The sequence below is a fragment of the Algibacter luteus genome (genome assembly GCF_030344935.1).
Classification (GTDB): Bacteria; Bacteroidota; Bacteroidia; order Flavobacteriales; family Flavobacteriaceae; genus Arenitalea; species Arenitalea lutea.
In genome coordinates this window covers 3,369,005-3,394,134 of the sequence record NZ_CP128313.1, presented here as the reverse complement: position 1 = coordinate 3,394,134, position 25,130 = coordinate 3,369,005, and the positions used below count along the sequence as shown (strand labels likewise).

Genomic DNA, 25,130 nt, shown 5'->3' with positions numbered 1-25,130 from the left:
ATAAAAAGATGAACTATTATTTTAATAAGACAATCAATGGAACTTTTGAAGAGGTCATCGAGAAAGTAACACAAGGATTAAAGGAAGAAGGTTTTGGAATACTAACAGAGATTGATGTAACAGAAACCTTAAAGAAAAAACTGGATGTAGACTTTAAAAAGTATAGGATACTCGGAGCGTGTAATCCACCCTATGCTCATAAGGCCTTACAGGTAGAGGATAAGATAGGGACAATGTTGCCATGTAATGTCATAGTACAAGAAATTGAGATAGGAGTTATTGAAGTTGCTGCTGTAAATCCTATGGCATCAATGCAGGCTGTGAAAAATGAAAAATTGAATGATGTTGCTAATGAAATAACGGCAATGTTGGAAAACGTAATTGAAAAAATTTAAAAAACTCAAAAACCATAAATATGACAAAAAACTATAGAATAAATTAAAGCTATAAACTTATTGAAGTTTACGGTAGTACAATAAAATAAGAAAGAATATAATAATAATTTTTAAAAATAATAATCATGAAAGATTCATTTAAACTTGAGATTTTAAAAACGAATAAAGAACTCACAACAGAGGAACAGGAAACTTTTCGCGAAGAATTTAAGCCTTTATTAAATCAAACTGGAATAATGGCACTTTGCCTTGAAGCTAAGGAATTATATATTGAATTTAATCCAACACTTTTAAATTTAGATTCCTTTAAGCTTAAGTTGATTGAACTAGGATTTCCTGTAAAACGAGAGGCAGTAAATGTCTCATAGTATTTTGATTCTAATAGAGCTATAAAGAACTGAAGTTTTTGGTATGGTTCCGAAAACTTCGGTTCGGGTTCTTAGGAATTGGAACTAGGTTAAAGTAATAAACTAAAACTTCAAACAATAATAAACATAAAAATATTTAAAATGAGAAAACTAAAATCTACGTTAGGAATAGTTGCAATAGCATTTGTAACCTTAACGGTAGTGTCTTGTAAAGACGCAAAAACAGACAAGAATAATTCAACAGACCATCATTCAGAGATGAATGCGGATGAAGACCATTCAAAAATGAATCACGACAATAGCAATGGTCATCACGATGGTGATAAAAAGGAAATGGCAATGGGTGGAAATGGCAATTCACAAGCGGTATTAAATGATTACTTCAATCTTAAAGATGCTTTAGTATCAGATGATAACGCAAAGGCTAAAGTACTTGGGGCAACTCTGGTAAAAACTTTACGTAGCCTAGATATTTCATCAAATTATTCAGAAAGTCAAAAGGACGATTTAAAAGATATTATTGAAGATGCAGTTGAGCACGCAGAACATATTTCTGAAAGTGATATAGCGCACCAACGTGAGCATTTCAAAATATTGAGCAAGGATGTAATCGATATGGTTGCCATTACAGGGACGGAAAACACTTTATACCAACAGTTTTGTCCAATGTATGATGAAGGTAGTGCTTGGTTGAGCATGAGTAAAGACGTTAAAAACCCATATTACGGGAGTAAAATGTTGACCTGCGGAAAAGTCCAAAAAGAAATCAATTAAATGAAAGCTGTAAAAATCATAGCAATAGTATTGTTGGTCGCTTTTGTAGGCATACAGTTTATGCCTGTAGAACGCAATCAAAGCGATGGTGTTCCAAAAACCGACTTTATGCTGGTAAATGATGTCCCAAGTGATATCAAAAACAAGTTGCAAGTTTCCTGCTATGATTGCCACAGTAACAACACACAATATCCTTGGTACAATAAAGTACAACCCGTTGCTTGGTTTCTGGAAGACCATATCAAAGAAGGTAAAGCTGAATTGAATTTCAATGAATGGGCAGACTATTCAGACAGAAGAAAAAAGAGCAAATTAAAATCAATTATTAGTCAGATTAGGGATGATGAAATGCCGTTAACTTCATATACTTTAATACATGGAGAGGCAAAATTTTCAGAAAACGATAAAAAAGAAATTACCCAATGGCTTGAGCGCCTAATGGATAGTATAGAATAAAATGGATAGTATAACACAAGCATTATTAGGTGCAGCTATAGGAGAGGCAACTCTTGGGCGTAAGATTGGGAGCAAAGGAGCTGTTATTGGCGCAATTATAGCTAGCATTCCTGATCTTGATGTAGTTTTGTTGCCTTTATATTCGGCTGCTGAAAGAATAAGTGTTCATAGAGGATTTAGCCATTCTATTGTGTTTAGCTTTGTAGGTGCATTTATAATTTCATTTATTTTATCAAAAATTAAGTGGACAAAATTAGTGGCCTATTCAAGGTTGTGGTTATTTACATGGCTAGCATTATTTACACATATGCTATTAGATGCCTTTACATCCTATGGTACGCAGTTGTTCCTGCCTTTTTCTAATTATCGAGTAAGTTTTAATGCTATAAATATTGTCGACCCAGTTTATACAATCCCTTTATTGATAGGATTGGTTTTAAGCTTAACTATATATCGCAATAAAAAAACTAGAATAAAACCAACGTTAACTGGACTTGCGATAAGTACGTTTTATTTAATACTCACTTTAGGAATAAAAGGTTCTGCTAATAATAGCTTTGAGGCTAATTTAAAAGAAACTGGTATTGTTTATAATGAATTGTTAACGGTTCCTGTTGGTATAGGCAGTGTTAATTGGTATGGTGTAGCAAAAACACAAGAGAGTCTCTTTATAGGTAAATATAATACTATAGCGCAAAACCAAATAACCTTTTCGGAATTTCCTATAAATGACTATTTATTAGAAAACATAAATCCAGAACTAACAACAACTTTAAAATGGTTTTCTAACGGATTTTATACTGTAGCGGAACACGATGGAAAAATAAGACTCTATAATATGCAGTGCGACATGCAAGGCATTCGTACGTATGGAGATTATAAAGCACCCACGGCTTTTTATTTTGAAATAACGCCATTTTTAGATGAGAGTTATAATTTAAGCACAGGGATGCATAAAAGAGACTAATAAATAAATAAAATAAATAAAAAGATGAAAAATTTAAAAATGAGTATAGCAACAATGTTATTGTTAGTAGTTTCTTTTACCAACGCACAGGAAAAGGAAAAAATGAACCACGACCATAGTAAGATGAAAATGACTCATGAAGATATGAAAATGGACAAAATGCAAGGTGCTAAAGCAGAAGCAGTTCTTGCTGATTATTTTATGCTGAAAGATGCTTTGGTGGGAGAAGACGCTAATAAAGGAGCCCAAGCTGGAACTAAATTAGTAACATCCCTTAAAGTATTTGATATGACTGTTTATAACAAAGAGGAACAAAAAGAACTGGCTGATATCATAGAAGATGCTACAGAACACGCCGAACATATCGCAAAAAGTGAATTGGAACATCAGCGTGAGCATTTTAAGACCTTGAGTAATGACATAACAGATATGGTTGCAATTACAGGAACAAAAAACACGTTATATCAGCAGTTTTGCCCAATGTACGATAAGGGTAGTGCTTGGTTAAGTAAAAGTAATGAAGTAAAAAATCCATACTATGGCAGTAAAATGCTTAAATGCGGAAAAGTGCAAAAGGAGATTAATAATTAGTTTGCATCCTTTGGTGTAAAGTAATATCTAATTCCATAAAAAGGAAATGAACCTTTTCATTGATGAATAGTTATTAGTTAAAAACTTCCATTTTATGGTATTAGAAAAGTCCTAGTTTGGGAAGGGTAAAGATATTGATGGTTAGTCATATACCCTTCCCTTGTTAGGCACAAGAAATTTGGAAAAGAAAAGTTGATTTGGTTAATAGCAACCAGCCTGCACAAGGGAGAGAGATTAATCCTTAAGAGTAATTTAATACTATCTCTCTTCCAGTGTCAGGACAATACAAGCTTTTGAAAAAGAGAAGTTTAGTAAAAGATACTTGAATTTGAGAGGAAGACTTATTTTTTTGATTGATGGAATACCGTCTAACTCTCATTTTCAGGTATTATTTTAAACGTTTTCAAGCGTTTAAGGTGAAACAGTAAAATTTAATATGGGATATAGATGAAAGAATGTTGTAAAAGCAGTTGTAATAAAAAGCCAAAACAATCTAGTGTAAGAAAGTGGCTCAACTATTTATTGTACTCAGTTATAGCTTTTATAGTATTGGGAGCCTTGCTTCTTCAGTTATTTGGTAAAAAGTAATCATAGTAGGTATGCAAAAAATTAGGGATATAGCAAAATGTGATAGTTTCTATAAACAGCTATTTAAAAAGCTTCTATTAACGACCACTTTAGTTGTTGTTATATCGCTTGTTTATGTCTTATTAGCATTACTCGTTGTTGCCCATCCATTCTTATCTTATATCATAGTTGTATTGGCATCGATAAAAACATTTTTCATAGTAAGACTTACCTTTATCCAGTTGAGTAAAATAATTGGAGAAAGCCATAAACTTAGTCACGTGTTAACGCTCTTTGGAGTTTTAATTCTCTTAATCGTGCTGTCATTCTCATTCGATTATCACGCTCTTTATATTACGGATGGTGATAACTTTAAAACATCCCTCACAGGAAATAGTTCGTTTTTTAGACAATTTTTCGAGTTTTTATATTTCAGCTTAATCACGTTTTCTTCAGTTGGTTTTGGAGATATCGTACCGATCTCTGTTTCAGGAAAAATAATGGTAATGTTGGAAGTCTTTTTAAGTTTTTTCGTTCTGGTCTTTGGTATTGCAAATATTAATCGAATACATGTTGATAAATAAAGTTTTTAAAATCAATACTTATTAAAGTCTTAAAAAATAATTAAAAATGGTAAACAGGCATACAGCACTTAAAATCAGGAAGGTTCACCGTTATTTAGGTCTTTTCATTGGTGTTCAATTTTTAATGTGGACCATTAGTGGCTTGTATTTTAGTTGGACGGATATTGATGACATTCATGGAGACCAATTTAGAAATTCACAGTACCAACCTAAAAGGTTCCACAATCTTATCAGTCCCTCTAAATTAGATGTACCAAAAGGAATCAGGACTATTGAAATAAGAGATTTAGATAATATGCCATATTATTGGATAAATCAAAATCAGCTCTACAATGCATCAAACGGAAAATTAAAAAAGGGGATTACAGAACGTGAAGCATTATATGTTGCCAATCAATTCATGGACAAATCCCTAAAGGTCATTGATGTTAAATTAATTAGTGAAGTTGATAAAAAACATGAATATCGTGAGAGATTATTACCAGCTTATGTGATGTCTTATGATAATGATGAAGTACTTAAAGCCTATGTTTCTGTGCTTGATGGAAAATTCCAAACAGTAAGACACCGCAGTTGGCGCTGGTTCGACTTTTTATGGATGACACATACTATGGATTATGAAGGAAGAGACAATTTTAACACCATTGTTTTAAGGGCATTTTCATTATTAGGATTAATCACAGTATTGAGTGGCTTTTTGCTTTGGTACACTTCTTCACCAAGTATTAAGAAAATTATAAAAATGAAAAAAAGTGAGTGAAAATAGAAGAAATAGAAGAAAGAATAAAAGAAATAAGCGTCAAGTGAAAAGTGATATATCAAGAAAGGATAAAATTATTGGTATACTAGCAATAATAATAATTGTCATATTAGCAGCCGTTGCGGCCTATTATTATTCTCTTTCAAAAGCAGACATGACATTGTTTTAAAGCTAATACAATATGAACGAGGTTATCTATATTAAGAATATGGTTTGTCCAAGATGTATCCTGGCAGTTTCTAACATTTTACAAGAGCGTGATATTCCATATGTCGCAATTAAATTAGGAGAAGTTGAGCTAACAAAACCTTTAAGCGTGGAAACTAAAAACTTATTTTCTAAAGCACTTCAAGATTCTGGATTCAGCCTAATCAATGACCGTAAAAGTCAACTTATAGAACAGATGAAAACCTTGGTGGTGGATAAAATCCATCACTCGTCAGAGGAATTAGATATTAAATTGGCAGACTATATAAGTGAAAAATTACATCTTGATTACAAATACTTAAGTTCTCTTTTCTCATCGGTTGAAAGTATAACGTTTGAACAATACATCATTAATCAGAAAATAGAACGTACAAAAGAACTCATCGTTTATGACGAATTAACCTTAAGTGAAATAGCTTTTAAGCTAAACTATAGTAGTGTTGCTTATTTAAGCAATCAGTTTAAAAAAGTTACTGGGATGACGCCCACACAGTTTAAAAATAGTATAAATAAAAACAGAAAATCACTTGATGATTTTTAGGGTATTGAGAATTTAATGCTACTGTTATGTCGAACAATCGACTAGCATATTAAATGAGTTAAAGTATTATCTATTCTAGCAAATACTTGTTTTGTGTAAATCTTAATTTTAATAACTTAAATTAACTAAAAATATAAATTATGGAAAACAACGAAAAAAAGCCAAATAATTATTTAAAATTTTTCGCAATGATTGGTACCTCAATGGTTGCGATGTTCTTTTTAATGTACACACACTCATATCAGATTATTGACCATTTCTGGTATAGTGAAACCAGGTTCTTTATGACTTTGATTATGGGTGGGTCGATGGTCATTATTATGCTTCTGTATATGTTAAATATGTACAAAGACAAAAACAAGAATATTATGATTTTGAGTCTAGGGGTTTTGTTGATTGCAGGTGGAATTTGGCTAGTCCGAAGTCAAGTAACAGTTACTGGTGTCGACTATATGGAGGGTATGATTCCCCATCACTCTATAGCTATTTTAACTAGCGAACGATCTAAAATAAAAGATATTAGAGTAAGGAAAATTGCCGATGAAATCATTAAAGCACAACGTCGGGAAATAATGGAAATGCAGTGGTTAATCAATGATATCAAAGAAAATGGGATAGTGGAAACAGAAGAAGAAAAAGAAAAACGTCCTCTTCCCAAATTTGAAGGATCACTTACAGAAGAAACAAAGAATCTAAACGATTAAAAATATAAGGACACATCATCGATTAAAAGAAAAAGGATTTGCCTCAAATAATCTTTCCAATTAGGGAAAGGCTTTAGAGGTTGAAAATCTTTTTTCTTTTAGAGGTTGATGAATTAAAAAAATGACTGCCAGCCTGCAAAAGATTCTTAACGAGGATAGTAGAGTGATTTTTCTCGAAACACTACATTTGCTTTTAGAATATAATATTAGAGATTTTAAGTTATAGTTAATTTGAATGATATGTTAATCTTTTTTGCTTATTTAAGTATTTGCTTAAATAATTATATAATTGTAAATTTACTAAAATTTTAATTATGGCTCTTGAATTAAGTTGCACCCGTGCAGAGGCAGACCAGAAGCAGTTGATGCGCTGTCGTAACACTTTGAATACAAGCTCAGAATTAATCAATAGTATTGGTAAGATACTGGCCCTGGCAGGTAATGAAACCAGACTGAAGATTCTATTCCTGTTGAACGAGGAAGGTGAGCTTTGTCCTTGTGATTTTTCAGATATACTGCAAATGAGTGTCCCGGCAATTTCACAACACATTCGAAAGATGAAGGATGCCGGATTGATTTCTTCGAGACGAGATGGTCAAACGTTGTATTACTCTTTGGTGAAAGATTCAAGCGAAGTATTGGAAGGAATTTTCGGCAGGCTTAAAGAAAACAAAAAAGTAGCATAGAATGAATATGGAAAAATCATCAAATACAGCAGCTTACACTGGAATAATTTCAGCAATAGCGGCATCAATATGCTGTATGACACCAGTTTTGGCTTTAATCGCAGGAACAAGCGGAATTGCTTCAACATTTTCTTGGATTGAGCCTTTTAGACCTTATTTAATAGGACTAACAATTTTAGTTCTTGGTTTTGCTTGGTATCAAAAACTAAAATCGCAAAAAGAAATTGACTGCGAATGTGAGACGGACGACCTGCCTGCCGGCAAGACAGGAAAAACAAAACTTATTCAATCAAAAACCTTTTTAGGAATTGTAACCGCATTTGCAATTGTGATGTTGGCTTTTCCATACTATTCAGGAATTTTTTACCCAAACACAGAAAAGCAAATAATCTTAGTTGACAAATCGGACATAAAAACAACTGAATTCAAAATCAGCGGAATGACTTGTGCAAGCTGTGAAGAACACGTCAACCACGAAGTAAATAAACTTAATGGAATTGTAAATTCAAAGACGTCCTACGAAAAAGGAAATGCAATTATTGAATTTGACAAAACCAAGACGAATGAAATGGAAATTGAGAAAGCAATTAACTCAACAGGTTATAAAGTAACCGACAAGGAAGAAAACTAATGGAAATCCAATTAAAATCAGAAATTACATGCCCCAACTGCGGACATAAAAAAGCAGAAGACATGCCAACAAATGCGTGTCAGTTTTTTTATGAGTGTGAAAATTGTAAAAAGGTTCTGAAACCAAAAGAAGGAGATTGTTGTGTTTACTGCTCTTATGGAACTGTACCTTGTCCGCCAATTCAAGAGAATAAAAACTGTTGCTAATTCAGAATAGATTTTTGCACAACCATTGCATTAAATTTATCATATCTTTGTTACGATGAAATTTTTAGCATTCATATTATCAATTTATATTTTCGCGCTTAACTTGGCACCTTGTGAAGATAATGTTGCGCTTGATAATGAAGTTAAAATAGAAATTTCACAGGCTGTCGGTGACGATCATCAAAATTCAGATTTGTGTTCGCCATTCTGCAATTGTCATTGTTGCCATATCCACGCAACATATTTTAAAATTGTAGACTTTACAATAGATACAAACGATATTTCTACAGAAGTGTTTTATCACTTCAACGGTCTGGAAAAAGACTTCAATTCCACCATCTTACAACCACCCCAGGTATAATTCAGTTTTTATAGGATAACTATATCCTTTTTTGACCGTATTGGTCATTTTTATTCGATGGGTTTATCCAAACTTTCATCAAATTTTCAACTGAATTAATACATTTTCTATGATTAATAAAATCATTGATTTTTCAATCAATAACAAATTCATAATTGGTTTGCTAACGCTCACCATTATTGGAGCAGGTATTTGGAGTATGACCCAAGTACCAATTGATGCTGTTCCAGATATTACCAACAACCAAGTGCAGGTTATTACACAAGCACCAAATTTGGGAACGGAAGATATTGAGCAAATTGTAACCTGTCCTGTTGAAGTCGCAATGAGCAACCTTCCCAATGTACAGGAAATTAGGTCAATTTCTCGTTTTGGCTTATCGGTGGTTACCATTGTGTTCGACGATGATATGGGAACATATTTGCCGCGACAATTAGTAGCAGAAAAACTAAACGAAGTCAAAGAGCAAATTCCAGCGGGTTTTGGCGAACCCACTATGGGTCCCATTTCAACAGGTTTAGGAGAAATTTACCAATACACACTAAAAGTAGCACCAGAGTTTAAAGACAAATATACCATTGCAGACTTGCGTTCTATGCAAGATTGGATTGTACAGCGTCAAATGGCTATGGTTGAAGGTGTGGTTGAAGTCAATGCTATAGGCGGCAAAATTAAGCAGTACGAAGTCGCTGTTGACCCAAACGATTTAAACGCTATTGGTTTGACTATTACAGATGTATTTAATGCACTTGAAGCTAATAACCAAAATACAGGTGGCGCATACATCGAAAAAAACCATCAAGCTAATTTTATTCGTGGGGAAGGGTTGGTGCGCAGTTTAGAGGATATTAAAAAAATAACGGTCAAGAACGTTAATAATATTCCTGTAACTATTGGTGATATTGCTACAGTTCAATTTGGTTCTGCAATTCGCTATGGTGCATTAACACAAGATGGTGAGGGTGAAGTTGTAGGTGGATTGGTGATGATGCTTAAAGGTGCTAATTCCAATGATGTTATCGCTAATGTAAAGGAGCGAATGGCACAAATAGAAAAGTCATTACCTGAAGGAATCATTATTGAATCATTGTTAGACCGAAGTAAATTAATTGGCGAAACAACCTCTACAGTTGCAACCAATCTAATTGAAGGCGCACTAATAGTCATTTTCGTTCTTATTTTCTTATTAGGAAACTGGCGAGGTGGTTTAATAGTAGCTTCGACCATTCCGTTGTCTCTGTTGTTTGCCTTTATATTGATGAATGTATTCGACGTGTGGGCAAATCTAATGAGTTTGGGGGCAATAGATTTTGGAATTATTGTCGATGGTGCAGTAATTATTGTTGAAAGTACTGTTTTTCTCATTACATCTCAAGTCCTAAAAAAGAAAAGCCTTACAGCTAAAGAGCGCGATAAAGTAGCTTCTAATGCTTCAAAAAAAATGATGAATGCTGCCTTTTTCGGTCAGCTTATTATTCTTATTGTGTTTCTTCCAATTCTTGCTTTACAAGGTATAGAAGGGAAAATGTTTAAACCAATGGCATTAACTTTCATTTTTGCTATGATAGGTGCAATGGTGCTTTGTTTGACGTATGTACCAATGATGTCTGCATTGGTATTAAGAGCACCAAAAAACGACAAAAAATCTTATGGAGATAGATTTGTGCATTGGGTTGAGGATAAATATCAACCATTATTGGTAAAGGCATTGCAAAAAGGAAAATGGATTATAGGTATTGCAGTCGTGCTATTCGGAATTGCAGTTTTTATGTTTAGCCGAATGGGCGGCGAGTTCATCCCGCAACTGGATGAAGGTGACATTGCATTTCACGCCATATTAAAACCAGGTAGTTCTCTAACAGAAACCATTGAAACAACGACAAAAATAGAGCAAATTGTAAAAGCTAAATTTCCAGAAGTCGAAAAAATAGTTAGTCGTATTGGTGTTGCAGAAATACCAACAGACCCAATGCCAATGGATTTAGCGGATGTTTTCGTAATTCTAAAACCAAAAAGCGAATGGACGACAGCTACTACTAAAGATGAGCTGATTGAGAAAATGAAAGAAGCGGTTGAAATCGTTCCGGGCGTTAATTATGAGTTTACCCAACCTATTGAAATGCGCTTTAATGAATTGCTTGAAGGTGTTCGAGAAGATATTGCCATAAAACTATATGGTGAAGATATTGATGTGTTGTCTCAAAAAGCTGAAGAAATATCTAAAATTATTGCAGGTACAGAAGGTATTGGTGATATGAAAGCGGAGGCAACAACCGGACTACCACAGATGACTATTAATTACGATAGGGATAAATTAGCGCAATACGGACTTCAAATAAATGCGCTAAATCAAACTGTACAATCTGCATTTGCTGGTGGTACGGCAGGCGTGATTTTTGAAGGTGAAAAACGCTTCGATTTAGTGGTGCGTTTAAGTTCTCAAAACCGAAAGGATATTTCAGATGTTCAAAACCTCTACATCAATCTACCTTCTCGCACTCAAATTCCATTACGTGAAATTGCAGATGTTAGCTACAAAGCAGGACCAATGCAAATAAGCAGAGATAACACCAATAGAAGAACCTATGTAGGTATCAATGTGAGAGGTCGTGATGTAAAATCATTGGTAACTGAAATAAAGAAAAAACTAGATTCACAATTAGAATTGCCTTCAGGTTATTTTATTCGCTATGGTGGCGCTTTTGAGAATTTGGAACGTGCAAGTAACAGATTGCAAACTGTAGTGCCAATAGCATTATTACTCATTTTTGTACTCATATATTTTGCTTTAAAATCATTACCACAAACCTTAATGATTTATATAGCCATTCCTATGGCAACCATTGGTGGTGTTGTCGCGTTATGGTTGAGAGATATGCCATTTAGTATTTCGGCAGGCGTTGGTTTTATTGTGCTATTTGGCGTTGCGGTTTTAAATGGATTGGTAATGATTAGCGGACTCAACGAATTGAAAGAGGAAGGCGTAGCTAATCTAAAAGATATGATTGTAGAGGGTACTAAACGAAGAATTAGACCTATAATGCTAACAGCATTTACAGATGTATTGGGCTTTTTACCTATGGCAATTTCCGCATCAGCTGGTGCAGAAGTACAACGTCCATTGGCAACTGTGGTTATAGGTGGCTTACTAACTTCTACTTTGCTTACTTTATTCGTGTTACCAATTTTGTACCATTGGGTAGAAAACAAATCGTTTAAGTTCAAAATGAATAAAAAGATAGTTACAGCAACTGCGGTTTTACTTATAATGTTTGGTTTTTCGACACAAAGTAACGCTCAACAGATAAGCGATACACTTCCTGAAATAACAATACAGGAGGCTGTAAAACTCTCAAAAAACAATTATCCGTTGTTGAAGCAAAAGCAGTTGGAAATCACAAAACAGGAACAACTAAAAGCTACTGCCTATGATTTTGGTACAACTCAAATATTTACAGGAGGCGAGGAAATTAATAGCGGAAATGGTGTTTATACTACTATAGGAATTAGTCAAAGCAACATTGATGTGTTTGGTATTTCTGCAAAAAAGCGATTGCAAGAACGACGCATTCAATTAGCTCAAAAAGCGTTTCAACTTTCAGAATTGGAATTAGAACTGGAAGTGAAAAAAGCTTGGGCAAATGCCTTGCAGAGTAAAAGGAATTATAATTTGTACAAAGAGTTAGATTCTATTTATATCAACTTCGAAAAAGCTGTTGCCTTAAATTATGAAGTAGAAGCCATTTCAAGATTGGAATATTCAGCAGCTAAAAATCAAGCCTTACAGATTCAGAATAAATTTATGCAATCAAAAAGCGAATATGATATTGCATTACAACAGTTAAATTTATGGTTGGTTTCTGATACATTCTATTCGGTTTCTAATGATTTTGAAATTACTAGTGAAATCGATGTTGATGCTTTTAATCTGGAGGAACATCCTTTATATGGTATTGCACAATTACAGGTAACAGAAGCAGAAGCAACATATAAAGCTGCCAAAGCTGATAATTTACCCAAGTTAAATCTTCAAGGTGGCTTACAAAACGTAAATGGTAATTCAGGGTTTTATACCTATCAAGCAGGTGTTTCCATTCCTTTTTTGTCTGGCACAAATAAAGCAAAGGTTAAAACTTCAAAAATCGATAAGGAAATAGCCGACTCGAACATTCAGTTCAAAAAACAAGAAGTACAATCTAAGTTTATACAATCAAAAGAGAATTACCAAAAATGGAAAACGTCTTGGGTTTTTTATAAAAATAAGGTGTTACCACTTGTAAAAGAGCAAAAAGCAGGTGCCTTATTTGCCTATAAAGAAGGAGAGATAGATTATACAGGGTTTACACAACTCATAAAAGAAGCTATTCAATCTGAATTAGAAGCTCAAGAAGCATTAATAAATTATTTAGAAAGTACATTTCAACTACAATATTTTAATCAATAAGAAAATGAAAAACATACAATATATAATCTTAGCATTGCTAACAGTTTCCCTTTTAATTGTTGCTTGTGGAGATAAGGATAATCACAATAGTGAAGATGGCCATTCACAAAATGATGATGCAAAATCAGAAACTAAAGAAGACCATAGTGAAGAAGAAGTTATGCTTTCACAGCAACAGTTTGACGCTTTAAAAATGAAAACAGACACCTTAGTATTACGCAATATGAGCGGTTATGTAGAAGCTAATGGCGCATTGGAAGTACCACCACAAAACGAAGCGGCAATAACTTCTGTAGTTGGTGCAAATGTGGTATCTATAAAAGTTATTGAAGGCGATAAAGTTAATAAAGGTCAAGTCGTTGCGTATCTATCACATCCTAATATTATAAAAATGCAGACCGATTATTTGAATGCTTTTAGCAACAGTAATTTTTTAAAGAAGAACTATGAACGTCAGCAAAAATTATATGATTCAGGAGTAGGTTCTGGTGCCAATTTTCAAAAAGCCGAAGCAGAATATGATGCCTCTAAAGCTATGGTAAATGGATTGGAAGCTCAATTGAGACTATTAAACATAAATACGTCATCGGTACGAAATGGAACAATTGCTCAAAGTATATCATTACGAAGTCCAATAGATGGTTTCGTGCAAAAAGTTGAAGTTAAAACAGGGCAATATGTAGAACCACAAACCGAACTTTTCGAAATCGTAAACACGCATCACGTTCACGCAGATTTAATGGTTTTTGAAAAAGATGTATATAAAGTAAAGAAAGGGCAGAAAGTAACATTTACCATACAGTCCATACCTGACACAGAACTTATAGCAGAAATATATTCTGTAAGTAAAACATTTGAAGATAACCCAAAAGCGGTACACGTTCATGCTGAAATTGAGAACAAAAAAGGCAACCTAATCCCTGGGATGTATATTCAAGGTAAAATTCAAGTAGAGAACACCAAAACAAAAGCACTTCCTGAAAGTGCCATTATTAAAGACGGTGATAGGTATTATGTTTTTTCAGTAGAAAAAGAAAATGACGATTGGAGTTTTAAACCAGTAGAAGTTATTTTGGGTGCAAAAGACGACAATTGGATAGCGGTTCAATTTTCTGAAGACATAGAGTCAAATGCAAAATTTGCCTACAATAATGCCTACTATCTTATTGCAGAAATGAAAAAAGGCGAAGCAGAACACGAAGATTAGATTATGAAAACAATTGAACAATTATTGGAGTCAAAAGATATTCGCATAACAGCAATGCGTTTGCTGATATATAAGTTTCTTGCTGAGAAACAAGTAGCAGTAACTTTGAGTGATATCGAAAATGCTTTTGAAAAAGCAGATAGAACTACATTATATAGAACAGTAAAAACCTTTGAAGAAAAAGCGATTGTACATCAAATAGACGATGGTACAGGAATTACAAAATATGCGTTGTGTGAAAAGGGATGCAATTGTGAGATTGAAACAGATTTGCATTTACACTTTCATTGCAATAACTGTAATGAAACCATTTGCTTAACAGAACATAAAATACCTCAAATTAAAGTGCCAGAAGGTTTTATTTCAGAAAATGTAAACTTGGTAGTAAAAGGTATTTGTGATAAATGTAGTGGTTAATAATGCACTTCCATTGCAGGCAATTTTACAATAGCTTTGAATTATTAATAATTTAATAATGAAGAAAAAGAAACTCAATTTACGAGATATAAAGCCAAATCCTAAAAAAGAGCATAGTCAAAATGATGGTCACAATCACAGTGGTTCAGAAAGCGTAGGAAAGTTTAATACCTATTTGCCAGCAATTTTCAGTTTTGTAATGTTAATGATAGGTGTTGCTATCGATTATTTCGATATGTTCCCATATTTTAAAGGATGGATTCGTTTACTATGGTATGTGGTAGCCTATATTCCCGTAGGTTTTCCTGTGATAAAGGAAGGGTGGAACAGTATTATAAGTGGCGATTTTTTTACCGAATTTTTCTTAATGTCTATTGCAACCATAGGCGCATTCGTAATTGGAGAATATCCTGAAGGAGTAGCGGTAATGTTATTCTATGCTGTTGGTGAGTTATTTCAAAGTGCAGCAGTAAATAAAGCAAAGGGCAATATTAAAGCTTTGCTCGATGTACGTCCTAATGAGGCTTTGGTATATCGCAATAATGATTACATTTCTGTAAGTCCAGAAACGGTTGAAATTGGAGAAAAAGTGCAAGTCCGTGTTGGCGAAAAAGTGCCTTTAGACGGTATTCTACTTTCCGAAAAAGGCTCATTTAATACAGCAGCATTGACAGGCGAAAGCAAACCTGATACAATTGCAAAAGGCGAGAAAGTATTTGCAGGCAGTATTAATATGGATGGTGTTATTGAAATTGAAACTACCAAAGAGTTTAAGGATAGTTCCATTGCGAGAATTTTAGATATGGTGCAGAATGCAACAGCAAGAAAATCAAAAACAGAATTATTCATCAGGCAATTTGCACGCATTTATACACCAATTGTTGTGTTTTTGGCTATTGGTGTTACTTTCATTCCTTACTTTTTCGTAGATGATTATGTCTTTAGAGACTGGTTATATCGTGCCTTAATATTTTTGGTTATATCCTGTCCTTGTGCTTTAGTTATATCCATTCCGTTGGGTTATTTCGGAGGGTTGGGTGCAGCTTCAAAAAATGGAATTTTGTTCAAAGGAGCTTCCTTTTTAGATGCTATGACCAAAATAAATACATTGGTAATGGACAAAACAGGAACGGTTACCAAAGGTGTTTTCAAAATCAAGGAAATCAAGTCTATAGGTTGGGAAGAATCTGAATTTATGAAATACCTAATGGCTATGGAAGAACAATCCACACATCCAATCGCAAAAGCCATTTTGGAATATAAAGATGAGGGTGCAGATTACAAGGCTTCCGAAGTATCTGAAATAGCAGGAAAAGGTTTAAAAGGTATTGTAAATGGTAAGACTGTTTTAGTTGGTAACAAAACTCTAATGACAGCCAATAAAATCAATGCTTTAGAGGAAACAGAAACTATTGTAGAATCTATAGTGTTAGTATCAATAGACAATACATTTGCAGGCTATGTTGTTATCGCAGATGAATTAAAAGATGATGCCAAAGAAACAATTACCAATTTGCACAAAGTAGGTGTCAAAAATATAATAATGCTCTCTGGTGACAAACATTCCATTACCCAACAAGTCGCAAGAGAATTAGGAATTGAAAAAGCTAAAGGAGGATTATTACCAGAGGATAAGTTAAATGAAGTTGAAGCTTTAAAGAAGAATCCAGAAAACAAAGTAGCATTTATAGGTGATGGCATCAATGATGCACCTGTTTTAGCAGCTAGTAACGTGGGTATAGCTATGGGTGGCTTAGGAAGTGATGTGGCTATTGAAACCGCAGATGTCATTATTCAAACCGACCAACCTTCAAAAGTAGTTAGAGCTATTAAAATTAGTCGTTCTACCCGAAAGATAGTATGGCAGAATATCATATTGGCTTTTGGCGTAAAAGTTATAGTATTAATTTTAGGAGCAGGTGGTTTAGCAACAATGTGGGAAGCAGTTTTTGCAGATGTTGGTGTTGCATTGTTAGCAATATTGAATGCTGTTAGATTACAAAGAATGACTTGGAGTTAAAGCATAATACTATGAAGAGAAAAGAACATTGGGAAAACGTTTTTAAAACAAAATCTCTAGATGAAGTGAGTTGGTATGAAGTTGTGCCAGAAACATCTTTATCCTTTTTTAAGGAATCTAATATCTCTAAATCCGCAAAAATCATCGATATTGGTGGTGGAGATAGTTTTTTGGTAGATAATTTATTAAAGCTAGGTTATAAAGATATCACGGTGTTAGACATTTCTGAAGCTGCATTAGATAGAGCTAAACAACGTTTAAAAGGCCAATCAAAGAAAGTAAAATGGATTGTAGCCGATGTTGCTGATTTTTTACCACCAGAACACTATGACTTTTGGCACGATAGAGCAGCATTTCATTTCTTAACAGAATTACAAGATATAAATGGTTATATCGAAACTGTTCAAGAGTATCTAAATAAGAACGGTAATTTAGTTGTTGCCACTTTTTCTGAAAATGGTCCCAAAAAGTGTAGTGGTTTAGAGATAAAACAATATTCGGAAAGCACCATGACCAATCAATTTAAAATGTACTTTGATAAAATTAGGTGCATTAAAATTGACCATAAAACGCCCTTTGATACCAATCAAAATTTCGTGTTTTGCTGGTTTAAAAAAATAACGTAATCATTCAAAATCATTGCCGTTGAGTTTTTCTGAATAAAAGAAGGTGAATGAGCAAATTCTACAAATCATTCAGCAAATAACGTAACATATTAAAGACTTTAAATCCTGAAATTTGTAGTCTACAAATAAGCATAGGATTATGGAGACCACAAACATATTTAAAACCAAAGAAAAGAACCATAAATTAGGAATAAAAGAATCATTCCCGGTTACAGGTATGACCTGTGCGTCTTGTGCAGCGAGTGTTGAATCTGTATTAAAACATACGGAAGGCGTTTTTGATGCCAGTGTCAACTTTGCCAATAGTTCTGTTCTTGTGGAGTATGATAAAGAGTTGAGCCCTCATAAACTTCAAAATGTGCTTCGTGAAGTGGGTTATGATATTATCGTAGATGCAGAAAACCCTTCGGAAGTACAACAAGAACTTCAGCAGAAGCATTACCAAGACATTAAAAAGCGTACTATTTGGTCGGCCATTCTTACTCTTCCTATTTTTGTATTGGGAATGTTCTATATGCAATGGGAACCAGGCAAGTGGATTTCTTTGGTATTGGCTTTCCCTATTCTTTTTTGGTTCGGTAGTAGCTTTTTTAGCAATGCTTTTAAACAAGCCAAACAAGGTAAAGCGAATATGGATACCTTGGTGGCCTTGAGTACAGGGATTGCATTTTTGTTTAGTCTATTCAATACTTTTTTTCCTGAATTCTGGTTAAGTCGTGGTATTGAGCCACATGTTTATTATGAAGCTGCGACAGTAATTATCACATTTATTTCTTTAGGAAAACTGTTGGAGGAAAAGGCAAAGTCAAATACCTCTTCGGCCATTAAAAAGCTTATGGGATTACAACCCAAAACGCTAAAAACTATTGAGAATGGGGAAGAAAAAGAAATTCCTATTTCCTCGGTGCAAGTAGGTCAAACTATTTTAGTTCGTCCTGGAGAAAAGATTCCTGTGGATGGGGAAGTTTCCAAAGGCAGCTCGTATGTAGATGAAAGTATGATTACGGGAGAACCAGTTCCAGTTGAAAAATCTCAAGATGAAAAAGTTTTTGCAGGAACGGTAAACCAAAAAGGTAGTTTTCAATTTACTGCCGAAAAAGTAGGTGGAGAAACACTACTATCCCAAATCATCAAAATGGTTCAGGAAGCTCAAGGAAGTAAGGCGCCAGTTCAGAAACTGGTCGATAAAATTGCAGGAATATTTGTTCCTGTCGTATTGGGGATATCTATTATTACATTCATTGTTTGGATGTCAGTTGGAGGCGATAATGCATTTTCGCAGGCCTTACTAACTTCTGTGGCGGTATTGGTTATCGCTTGTCCATGTGCATTGGGATTGGCAACACCTACGGCTATAATGGTGGGTATTGGAAAAGGAGCCGAGAATAATATCCTAATAAAAGATGCCGAAAGTTTAGAACTAGGACATAAAGTGAATACTGTCATTCTTGACAAAACAGGCACGATTACGGAAGGAAAACCATTAGTAACAGATGTGCTCTGGAATGACAAGTTTGAAAATCAAAATCAATACAAGCAAATTCTTTTAGCAATAGAAGCACAATCAGAACATCCCTTGGCAGAAGCAGTAGTCAACCACTTAAAAGATGAAAATATTGAAAAAACTGAAATTGCTTCTTTTGAAAGTATTACAGGAATGGGTGTAAAAGCTCAAACAGGAAATGGTTCGAAATACTATGTTGGAAACCATAAACTAATGCTTGAGAAAAATATTCAAGTAGAAGCTTCCTTAATGCAAACAGCAGAAAGTCTCGAAGAGCAAGCAAAAACAGTTATTTTCTTTGGCAATGAAAAACAAGTGCTGGCAATACTCGCCATTGCAGACAAGATTAAGGCAACTTCAAAAAAGGCTATAGCAACGCTTCAAGAAAGAGGCATCGAGGTCTATATGCTCACGGGAGATAATAATAAAACCGCATCAGCTGTTGCACACCAAGTAGGAATATCAAATTACCAAGGTGAAGTAATGCCTTCGGATAAAGCAGCTTTTGTTGAGAAATTGCAAGCTGATGGTAAGATAGTGGCAATGGTAGGCGACGGTATAAACGATTCTCACGCTTTGGCACAAGCCAATGTAAGTATTGCAATGGGTAAAGGCTCAGACATCGCAATGGACGTCGCGAAAATGACACTAATAACGTCAGATTTGCAATCGATTCCCAAGGCTTTGGAACTATCAAAGAAAACGGTTTTGGGTATCCGTCAGAACTTATTTTGGGCATTCATATATAATATCATTGGAATACCGATTGCGGCGGGCGTTTTATATCCCATAAATGGGTTCTTATTGGATCCAATGATTGCGGGAGCAGCAATGGCATTCAGTAGCGTATCTGTCGTTCTAAATAGCTTAAGGCTTAAACGAGTAAAACTTTAAGATTAATTATAAATTCAAATACTATGAAAACTTTAAAATTTAAAACAAATATCAATTGTGGTGGTTGTGTATCAAAAGTAACCCCTTTTTTAAACAAACAAGATGGTGTTGAAAGCTGGGAAGTTGATACTGCGAATCCAGATAAAATTCTAACGGTAGAAAGTGATGGTGCCTCAGAAGAAGATGTAAAAGCTACTTTGCAAAAAGTAGGATTTAAGGCAAAGTCCTTAGAGTAATACCTTTAAATAAATTAATATGAGTTACGTTATTCTCTTAAGTGTCATTCTTCTTTTGGTTGTTCACTTTTATAGAAAAGCACAGCGACAAAAGGTGCAGCCTTTCCCAAAGCATTGGCACAGTCTGTTGTTAGATAATGTGCTCTACTATCGTAATCTTTCAAAGGAAAGGCAAGTAGCTTTTCAGCAGCGAATGATGCAATTTTTAAGTGAAGTCTATATTGATGGCGTACAATTGGAATTGCAAGAGCTCGACAAGATTTTAATTGCTGCGAGTGCAGTAATACCTGTTTTTGGCTTTAAAGAATGGCATTACACCAATTTAAGTGGAATACTACTGTATCCGGATAACTTCAATGAGGATATGCAATTTGGCAGCAAAGATAATTTGCGTAATATTGGAGGAATTGTTGGGAATGGACGTTTCGAGAAGCAAATGATTTTATCAAAAAAAGCGTTATATCACGGTTTTAAAAATACAACCGATAAAAGCAATACTGGCATACACGAATTTGTGCATCTTATTGATAAATTAGATGAGAGAACAGATGGTGTGCCAGAGCGATTATTAGAACATCAATATGCCATACCTTGGTTGAATTTAATCCATAAGGAAATGGAAGCGATTAATAATAATCATTCTGATATCCGAAAATATGGTGGTACAAATCAGGTAGAATTTTTTGCGGTAGCTGCGGAGTATTTTTTTGAGCGACCCGATTTACTTAAGAGTAAACATCCTGAGCTTTATGAGATGTTGGAGAATTGTTTTAAACAGAAGCTTGGTTGAAGCCTATAATTAACTCAGCAGATTGTCGTTACATTGCCACGCTATCCGTTTTCGGGTAATTATTTCTTTAAAATAAGGGTTTGCAAAAGATTTGTTTTGATTTTCAATTGTGTGGATGATAATGTTTTTTTACTAGTAAGAACAGAAAAGCACTAACCCACTAAAAGATGAAATTTAATTATTTTATTGAAATATGTGTGGCAATAGATATTGCTATTATTGGTTTAGCATATCCTGTTACTTTAGATAAAATCTCAAATGTAGGAAGTAAGTACAAGTCAAATTACTTGTCACGAGGGTTTGAACAAGAATTTCCTCTGGTGTAAGCACCCAAATAATCAAAAGAATAACAGGAAGACAAAGCCCAAATGCAGCGATTGAAAGCGGAAACCCAGGAGGTCATTGGACACCTTCTCCAAGTTTTAAAGCCTACCAAACCAACACACCAAATTATGATGCTATGCCATCTGGCCGTATGACCACTTACATAGCAACGCTTACCGTTATCACAACTCACTATCCAGACGTTAAATGGCTTAAACCAGTAGGATATACGATAGCGGGAGTTATGGCTTTTAAAATGATGAGTTCCAGGGTACATTGGGCATCAGATTAGCTATTTGCTATTTTAATGGGTTATGTTATAGGTAAGAATGCAGCCAACCGCAGAATTAAAAAAGAAGTAAAACGCGATATTACAGGCGAAATTATCGAACCGAGATTTAAAACCAATTTCACGTTTTCGTCGCATTCAGGTTATAATATGGTAGGTGTTGTGATTAAATTTTAGCACATTAAATAAAATTTCCTTAACTCACATTTTTATTTAGTGGCTTTTAGAATTCAGATTATTATATTCGTAATTGATTAATCTTATTATGAAAATATCCCAATCATTACCAAAACCGGAAAATTGGCAAGACTTTGAAAACCTTTGCAAAAAGTTATGGGGAGAAATCTGGAGTTGTGCTGAAATAAAGAAGAATGGTCGTTCTGGACAAAACCAAGCAGGAATAGATGTGTATGGAATTCCAAAAGGTGAAATTTCATATTTTGGAATTCAGTGTAAGGGAAAGGATGAGTACACAAACAAGCAACTTCTTGAAAAGGAGATTAATGAAGAAATTGAAAAAGCAAAAAAGTTTGAACCTTCACTTAAAAAAATGTATTTCGCAACTACAGCGGTTAAGGATGTTGTTGCTGAAACTGTCATCCGAAAAAAGAATATTGAACATTTAAAACAAGGAATCTTTGAAGTGCATCTATATTCATGGGAAGATATTGTTGACCTTATTTTCGAGAACAAAACTACTTATGACTATTATTTAAATAGTCAAACGTTTAAAAAGAGTCAGTCTGTAAATGTAACTTTTAAAAATGGAGAAACAGAGATGACTGTTAATCCAAAATTTCTTCAAAAAATTCGTGTTGCAAGAACGAAATATGAACAAATGGAACAACAAGCTAAAGAACTTATGCCCGATTGGATAGAGAAAATGGTTGATAAACATTGGATTACACCTGAGATATTTAGTACTAGTTTTTCTAATAGCCCAAAGCAAACTGAATTTAATAGAAGTTTTTTCGAAGGTACTATTCTTGTTACCAATAATGGTTCAGATCCATTAGAGCATTGGAAATTAACTTTATCGCTACCAGAAGATATAAATGAAATATCTTATAAGAATTGTGAAAAGAAAGGAAGTTATATAATATCGGGGTTAAAAAATGTTCATTTTGATACGTTCATAAATTCTGAAAGTAATATAATTACAATTGAGCCTAGAAAAAAAATATTGGTTGGAGATGATAGTTTTGAATCCGATTCATTATTCTATAAGCCTAATCCAAAAAAATCATCAATAAAGATTCCTTGGAAATTAGTTTCTAAAGACTTTAAAGAAAAAGGTTTTTTAACATTACATATTGAGCCGAAGATTGAATCTGAAAGAATAAAGGTAGATGATAATTCCCCGCTTTTATTAGATGAAAATAAAAGAATTACAATTGAAGATTTTTTTGAAACTGTTGTTGAAAGTGAATAGTTAGCAAGATTATGATTGATGAATTAAGAAAATTATATCTACGGTTTAATTATACTGATGAAAAAGGTTTCATTTTCAATGCACCAACTTTAAAAGAGGGAGAACATATATCAATTGGCTTTGATAATAAGAAAAGACAATTCAATGTTCATTTTACAGATGATACAATTAATGAGCTTGGTGCTAAAAGAAGAAATTACGTTTTTACACTTTCTGCGTTTCGCTTTTTCCTTTTCTTAAAACGTTTTGAGTTATTCTACAATCAAAGCATTCTAAATCTTGTATTAAGCTCAAAAATTAATTTTGGTAAGTTAAAGAAACATAAGCTAATCATAAATACGTTTATGACTTCCGATGAAGCTGAAGAAAAACTCATTCATAAAAGAAAAAACGGTAAACATTGGAAATTTAGAGAAAGTTTTGATATCGATATTATCTTAGAAAATTATAAATATATTGAAGAGTCCGATTTATCAAACAATAGCTTTTATTACGCTTATAAGTTAAAGAAGAACAATTTATCGGTACAAGGGATTATATATAAGTTTGAAAACTTAAATAGTATCTATTTCATCCCAATTAAAAAATGGAATCGATTTATGAGGCAAATGGCTATTGCTATGTATAATTATTTCAATACATATCCAACCGAAGAAACTTTACCTTTCAGACAACTAATGTACGAGCGTCTTAAACATCCCTATTTAAATGATGAAGTTGGTAAGGAATAGTAAAATTAGCCATTTCTTCACACTCAGCACATTTCTCTATATTCCGTTGCTCTGCATTCCGAGAAAGGAGCTTCACTAACATAGGTCTTGGAAACAATTCCAAAGTTTTAGATTTCCACTTCGCTTGATCCTCCCTAATCCCGAAACTTCGGGAGCAGGAACGCTACATTCCCAATATAAAACTTTGAAATAGCGTCCGCTTAAAAAAAAGAGAGTTATTCATACAATATGTGAAGCAAGTTAAACTCGTAAAACACACCCATCAAAAGACTACGGCATAAAGCCATTGCAACATCCAATGCTTGTTTATTCCGTTTCCTTTTGAGCTGTGATTTCAGCTTCCGTTTGGTTCTAGCTTAAATATTGTTTAATCTAAAATCAAATATTATGTATTTAAGTAATTTACAGCAAGATGAGATTTTTGTTTCTTCAGAAATGAAATCCTTAAAAAGCCTCACGCAGATGGAATCTCGTAGAGGACTTGAAAATGCCATTATCTCAAATGGTAAAATCGTGAATGTGGTATCAAACAGTTATGGCCATATTCCTAATCAATTATTCTTTAAAAAAGCAGAACAGATGCTTTTGGATGCTGGAATTAATTACCATAAACGAAGTGTCAATAGAAACGATAGGTCTTTCATTATAGACTTTATTATTGAAGACAGCAACCAGTTTAAACTCAAAAACAAGGAAGATTTAATACTACCCATGCTACGTTTTAAAAACTCGTATGATGGTAGTGAGAAGACTTCCGGACATTTTGGTTTTTATAGAAAAGTATGCTCAAATGGATTGCACGTTTCGCAAGCAGAAATTGAGTTTTCCATAAAGCATAGCAAAAATAATACAGAATTGATTATGCCAAGAATGAATGGCTTATTCGATAAGTTCCTGAACAATGAATTTTATACCATCGTCAAGAAATTTGAAAAGATGAAAGACTTTAAAATCATCGACACAAAAGAATTTGTAAAAGCCATTTTGGATAAAACTAAGCTGTTTAGGTATGAATGTAGCGATACAAATGAAGAGCCTTCAAAGAAATCCCGTGAAGTTCTTGAAACCTTGAACTACGAAGCACTACTGCTAAACGAAGAGCCGAATTTATGGTTAGGCTACAATGCCTTCAATTCCATGTTACACAATACATTGAAGAAGACATTTTCACAACAAGAAAAGTGGGATAAAAAACTATTCAATGAAATATATGAAATGGTTTAATATCGAATAATCAAAGGTTGCTCTAGTACCTTAAAACTAGAGTTTTTTTTAGATTCATACTTTATTTCCGCTTAAAAAATGGGAGAGATATCTATATCAATATTGGTACAAAGATAAACTCGCAAAATATTATCATCAAAAGACTACGGCATAAAGCCAAAGCTTCGCCCACAACTCATTTATTCCGTTTCCTT

The 25,130-nt window shown here is 33.8% G+C and carries 27 protein-coding genes; all 27 read left to right on the top strand.

The window, feature by feature from the left end; all coding sequences use genetic code 11:
• Positions 1 to 8 precede the first annotated feature (8 nt).
• The 27 genes from O5O44_RS14490 (at position 9) to O5O44_RS14365 (ending at position 24,936) form a co-directional block, all read left to right on the top strand.
• Entirely contained in the window at positions 9 to 395 is a 387-nt protein-coding gene (locus tag O5O44_RS14490; RefSeq protein WP_289194942.1) for a DUF302 domain-containing protein, read from the top strand.
• Positions 396 to 520: 125 nt separating this feature from the next.
• Positions 521 to 763, top strand: a complete 243-nt coding sequence (locus O5O44_RS14485) for a hypothetical protein (RefSeq protein ID WP_289194941.1) — start codon at positions 521 to 523, stop codon at positions 761 to 763.
• Between the two features lie 141 nt (positions 764 to 904).
• Positions 905 to 1,537 (top strand): DUF3347 domain-containing protein, encoded by a 633-nt coding sequence (locus O5O44_RS14480; protein WP_289194940.1) that lies wholly within the window; start codon positions 905 to 907, stop codon positions 1,535 to 1,537.
• Positions 1,538 to 1,993: a heme-binding domain-containing protein gene (locus O5O44_RS14475; RefSeq protein ID WP_289194939.1), complete on the top strand. Its 456-nt coding sequence runs from the start codon at positions 1,538 to 1,540 to the stop codon at positions 1,991 to 1,993.
• A gap of 1 nt (position 1,994) precedes the next feature.
• Complete coding sequence (locus O5O44_RS14470; RefSeq protein WP_289194938.1) at positions 1,995 to 2,960, top strand: metal-dependent hydrolase; 966 nt, start codon at positions 1,995 to 1,997, stop codon at positions 2,958 to 2,960.
• Positions 2,961 to 2,984: 24 nt separating this feature from the next.
• Positions 2,985 to 3,551, top strand: a complete 567-nt coding sequence (locus tag O5O44_RS14465) for a DUF3347 domain-containing protein (RefSeq protein ID WP_289194937.1) — start codon at positions 2,985 to 2,987, stop codon at positions 3,549 to 3,551.
• Positions 3,552 to 4,150: 599 nt separating this feature from the next.
• Positions 4,151 to 4,702, top strand: a complete 552-nt coding sequence (locus tag O5O44_RS14460; protein WP_289194936.1) for a potassium channel family protein — start codon at positions 4,151 to 4,153, stop codon at positions 4,700 to 4,702.
• A 46-nt stretch (positions 4,703 to 4,748) separates the two neighbouring features.
• Positions 4,749 to 5,462 carry a PepSY domain-containing protein gene (locus O5O44_RS14455; RefSeq protein ID WP_289194935.1) on the top strand — a complete coding sequence of 238 codons (714 nt, stop codon included), beginning with the start codon at positions 4,749 to 4,751 and terminating at the stop codon, positions 5,460 to 5,462.
• A gap of 181 nt (positions 5,463 to 5,643) precedes the next feature.
• Positions 5,644 to 6,210, top strand: a complete 567-nt coding sequence (locus O5O44_RS14450) for a helix-turn-helix domain-containing protein (protein WP_289194934.1) — start codon at positions 5,644 to 5,646, stop codon at positions 6,208 to 6,210.
• A 140-nt stretch (positions 6,211 to 6,350) separates the two neighbouring features.
• Positions 6,351 to 6,914 carry a DUF305 domain-containing protein gene (locus tag O5O44_RS14445; RefSeq protein ID WP_289194933.1) on the top strand — a complete coding sequence of 188 codons (564 nt, stop codon included), beginning with the start codon at positions 6,351 to 6,353 and terminating at the stop codon, positions 6,912 to 6,914.
• A gap of 314 nt (positions 6,915 to 7,228) precedes the next feature.
• Entirely contained in the window at positions 7,229 to 7,600 is a 372-nt protein-coding gene (locus tag O5O44_RS14440; RefSeq protein WP_289194932.1) for an ArsR/SmtB family transcription factor, read from the top strand.
• A 1-nt stretch (position 7,601) separates the two neighbouring features.
• Positions 7,602 to 8,231, top strand: coding sequence for a mercuric transport protein MerTP (merTP, locus tag O5O44_RS14435; RefSeq protein WP_289194931.1), 630 nt, complete (start codon positions 7,602 to 7,604; stop codon positions 8,229 to 8,231).
• Complete coding sequence (locus O5O44_RS14430; protein WP_289194930.1) at positions 8,231 to 8,437, top strand: GDCCVxC domain-containing (seleno)protein; 207 nt, start codon at positions 8,231 to 8,233, stop codon at positions 8,435 to 8,437. Before merTP ends, O5O44_RS14430 begins: the two co-directional genes overlap by 1 nt.
• A 55-nt stretch (positions 8,438 to 8,492) precedes the next feature.
• A complete protein-coding gene (locus O5O44_RS16320) occupies positions 8,493 to 8,798 on the top strand; it encodes a DUF6660 family protein (protein WP_062054126.1) in 306 nt (101 codons plus the stop codon).
• Positions 8,799 to 8,907: 109 nt separating this feature from the next.
• Positions 8,908 to 13,242, top strand: a complete 4,335-nt coding sequence (locus O5O44_RS14425; protein WP_289194929.1) for a CusA/CzcA family heavy metal efflux RND transporter — start codon at positions 8,908 to 8,910, stop codon at positions 13,240 to 13,242.
• A gap of 4 nt (positions 13,243 to 13,246) precedes the next feature.
• The gene (locus O5O44_RS14420; RefSeq protein WP_289194928.1) at positions 13,247 to 14,449 is read left to right on the top strand and encodes an efflux RND transporter periplasmic adaptor subunit; all 1,203 of its coding nucleotides are present in this window, start codon (positions 13,247 to 13,249) and stop codon (positions 14,447 to 14,449) included.
• Between the two features lie 3 nt (positions 14,450 to 14,452).
• Positions 14,453 to 14,866 carry a Fur family transcriptional regulator gene (locus tag O5O44_RS14415; protein ID WP_289194927.1) on the top strand — a complete coding sequence of 138 codons (414 nt, stop codon included), beginning with the start codon at positions 14,453 to 14,455 and terminating at the stop codon, positions 14,864 to 14,866.
• A gap of 58 nt (positions 14,867 to 14,924) precedes the next feature.
• Positions 14,925 to 16,886, top strand: a complete 1,962-nt coding sequence (locus O5O44_RS14410) for a heavy metal translocating P-type ATPase (protein WP_289194926.1) — start codon at positions 14,925 to 14,927, stop codon at positions 16,884 to 16,886.
• An 11-nt stretch (positions 16,887 to 16,897) separates the two neighbouring features.
• Complete coding sequence (locus O5O44_RS14405) at positions 16,898 to 17,512, top strand: class I SAM-dependent methyltransferase (RefSeq protein WP_289194925.1); 615 nt, start codon at positions 16,898 to 16,900, stop codon at positions 17,510 to 17,512.
• Positions 17,513 to 17,651: 139 nt separating this feature from the next.
• Positions 17,652 to 19,910 (top strand): heavy metal translocating P-type ATPase, encoded by a 2,259-nt coding sequence (locus tag O5O44_RS14400; protein ID WP_289194924.1) that lies wholly within the window; start codon positions 17,652 to 17,654, stop codon positions 19,908 to 19,910.
• 23 nt (positions 19,911 to 19,933) lie between these two features.
• Positions 19,934 to 20,146 carry a heavy-metal-associated domain-containing protein gene (locus O5O44_RS14395; protein ID WP_289194923.1) on the top strand — a complete coding sequence of 71 codons (213 nt, stop codon included), beginning with the start codon at positions 19,934 to 19,936 and terminating at the stop codon, positions 20,144 to 20,146.
• Positions 20,147 to 20,165: 19 nt separating this feature from the next.
• Positions 20,166 to 20,936, top strand: coding sequence for a M90 family metallopeptidase (locus tag O5O44_RS14390; RefSeq protein WP_289194922.1), 771 nt, complete (start codon positions 20,166 to 20,168; stop codon positions 20,934 to 20,936).
• A gap of 310 nt (positions 20,937 to 21,246) precedes the next feature.
• Positions 21,247 to 21,552 (top strand): phosphatase PAP2 family protein, encoded by a 306-nt coding sequence (locus tag O5O44_RS16315; RefSeq protein WP_350494440.1) that lies wholly within the window; start codon positions 21,247 to 21,249, stop codon positions 21,550 to 21,552.
• 15 nt (positions 21,553 to 21,567) lie between these two features.
• Positions 21,568 to 21,726, top strand: coding sequence for a hypothetical protein (locus O5O44_RS14380; RefSeq protein ID WP_289194920.1), 159 nt, complete (start codon positions 21,568 to 21,570; stop codon positions 21,724 to 21,726).
• Between the two features lie 88 nt (positions 21,727 to 21,814).
• Positions 21,815 to 22,981: a hypothetical protein gene (locus O5O44_RS14375; RefSeq protein WP_289194919.1), complete on the top strand. Its 1,167-nt coding sequence runs from the start codon at positions 21,815 to 21,817 to the stop codon at positions 22,979 to 22,981.
• A gap of 11 nt (positions 22,982 to 22,992) precedes the next feature.
• Positions 22,993 to 23,712 carry a hypothetical protein gene (locus O5O44_RS14370; protein WP_289194918.1) on the top strand — a complete coding sequence of 240 codons (720 nt, stop codon included), beginning with the start codon at positions 22,993 to 22,995 and terminating at the stop codon, positions 23,710 to 23,712.
• A gap of 387 nt (positions 23,713 to 24,099) precedes the next feature.
• Positions 24,100 to 24,936 carry a DUF932 domain-containing protein gene (locus O5O44_RS14365; RefSeq protein WP_289194917.1) on the top strand — a complete coding sequence of 279 codons (837 nt, stop codon included), beginning with the start codon at positions 24,100 to 24,102 and terminating at the stop codon, positions 24,934 to 24,936.
• Positions 24,937 to 25,130 lie beyond the last annotated feature (194 nt).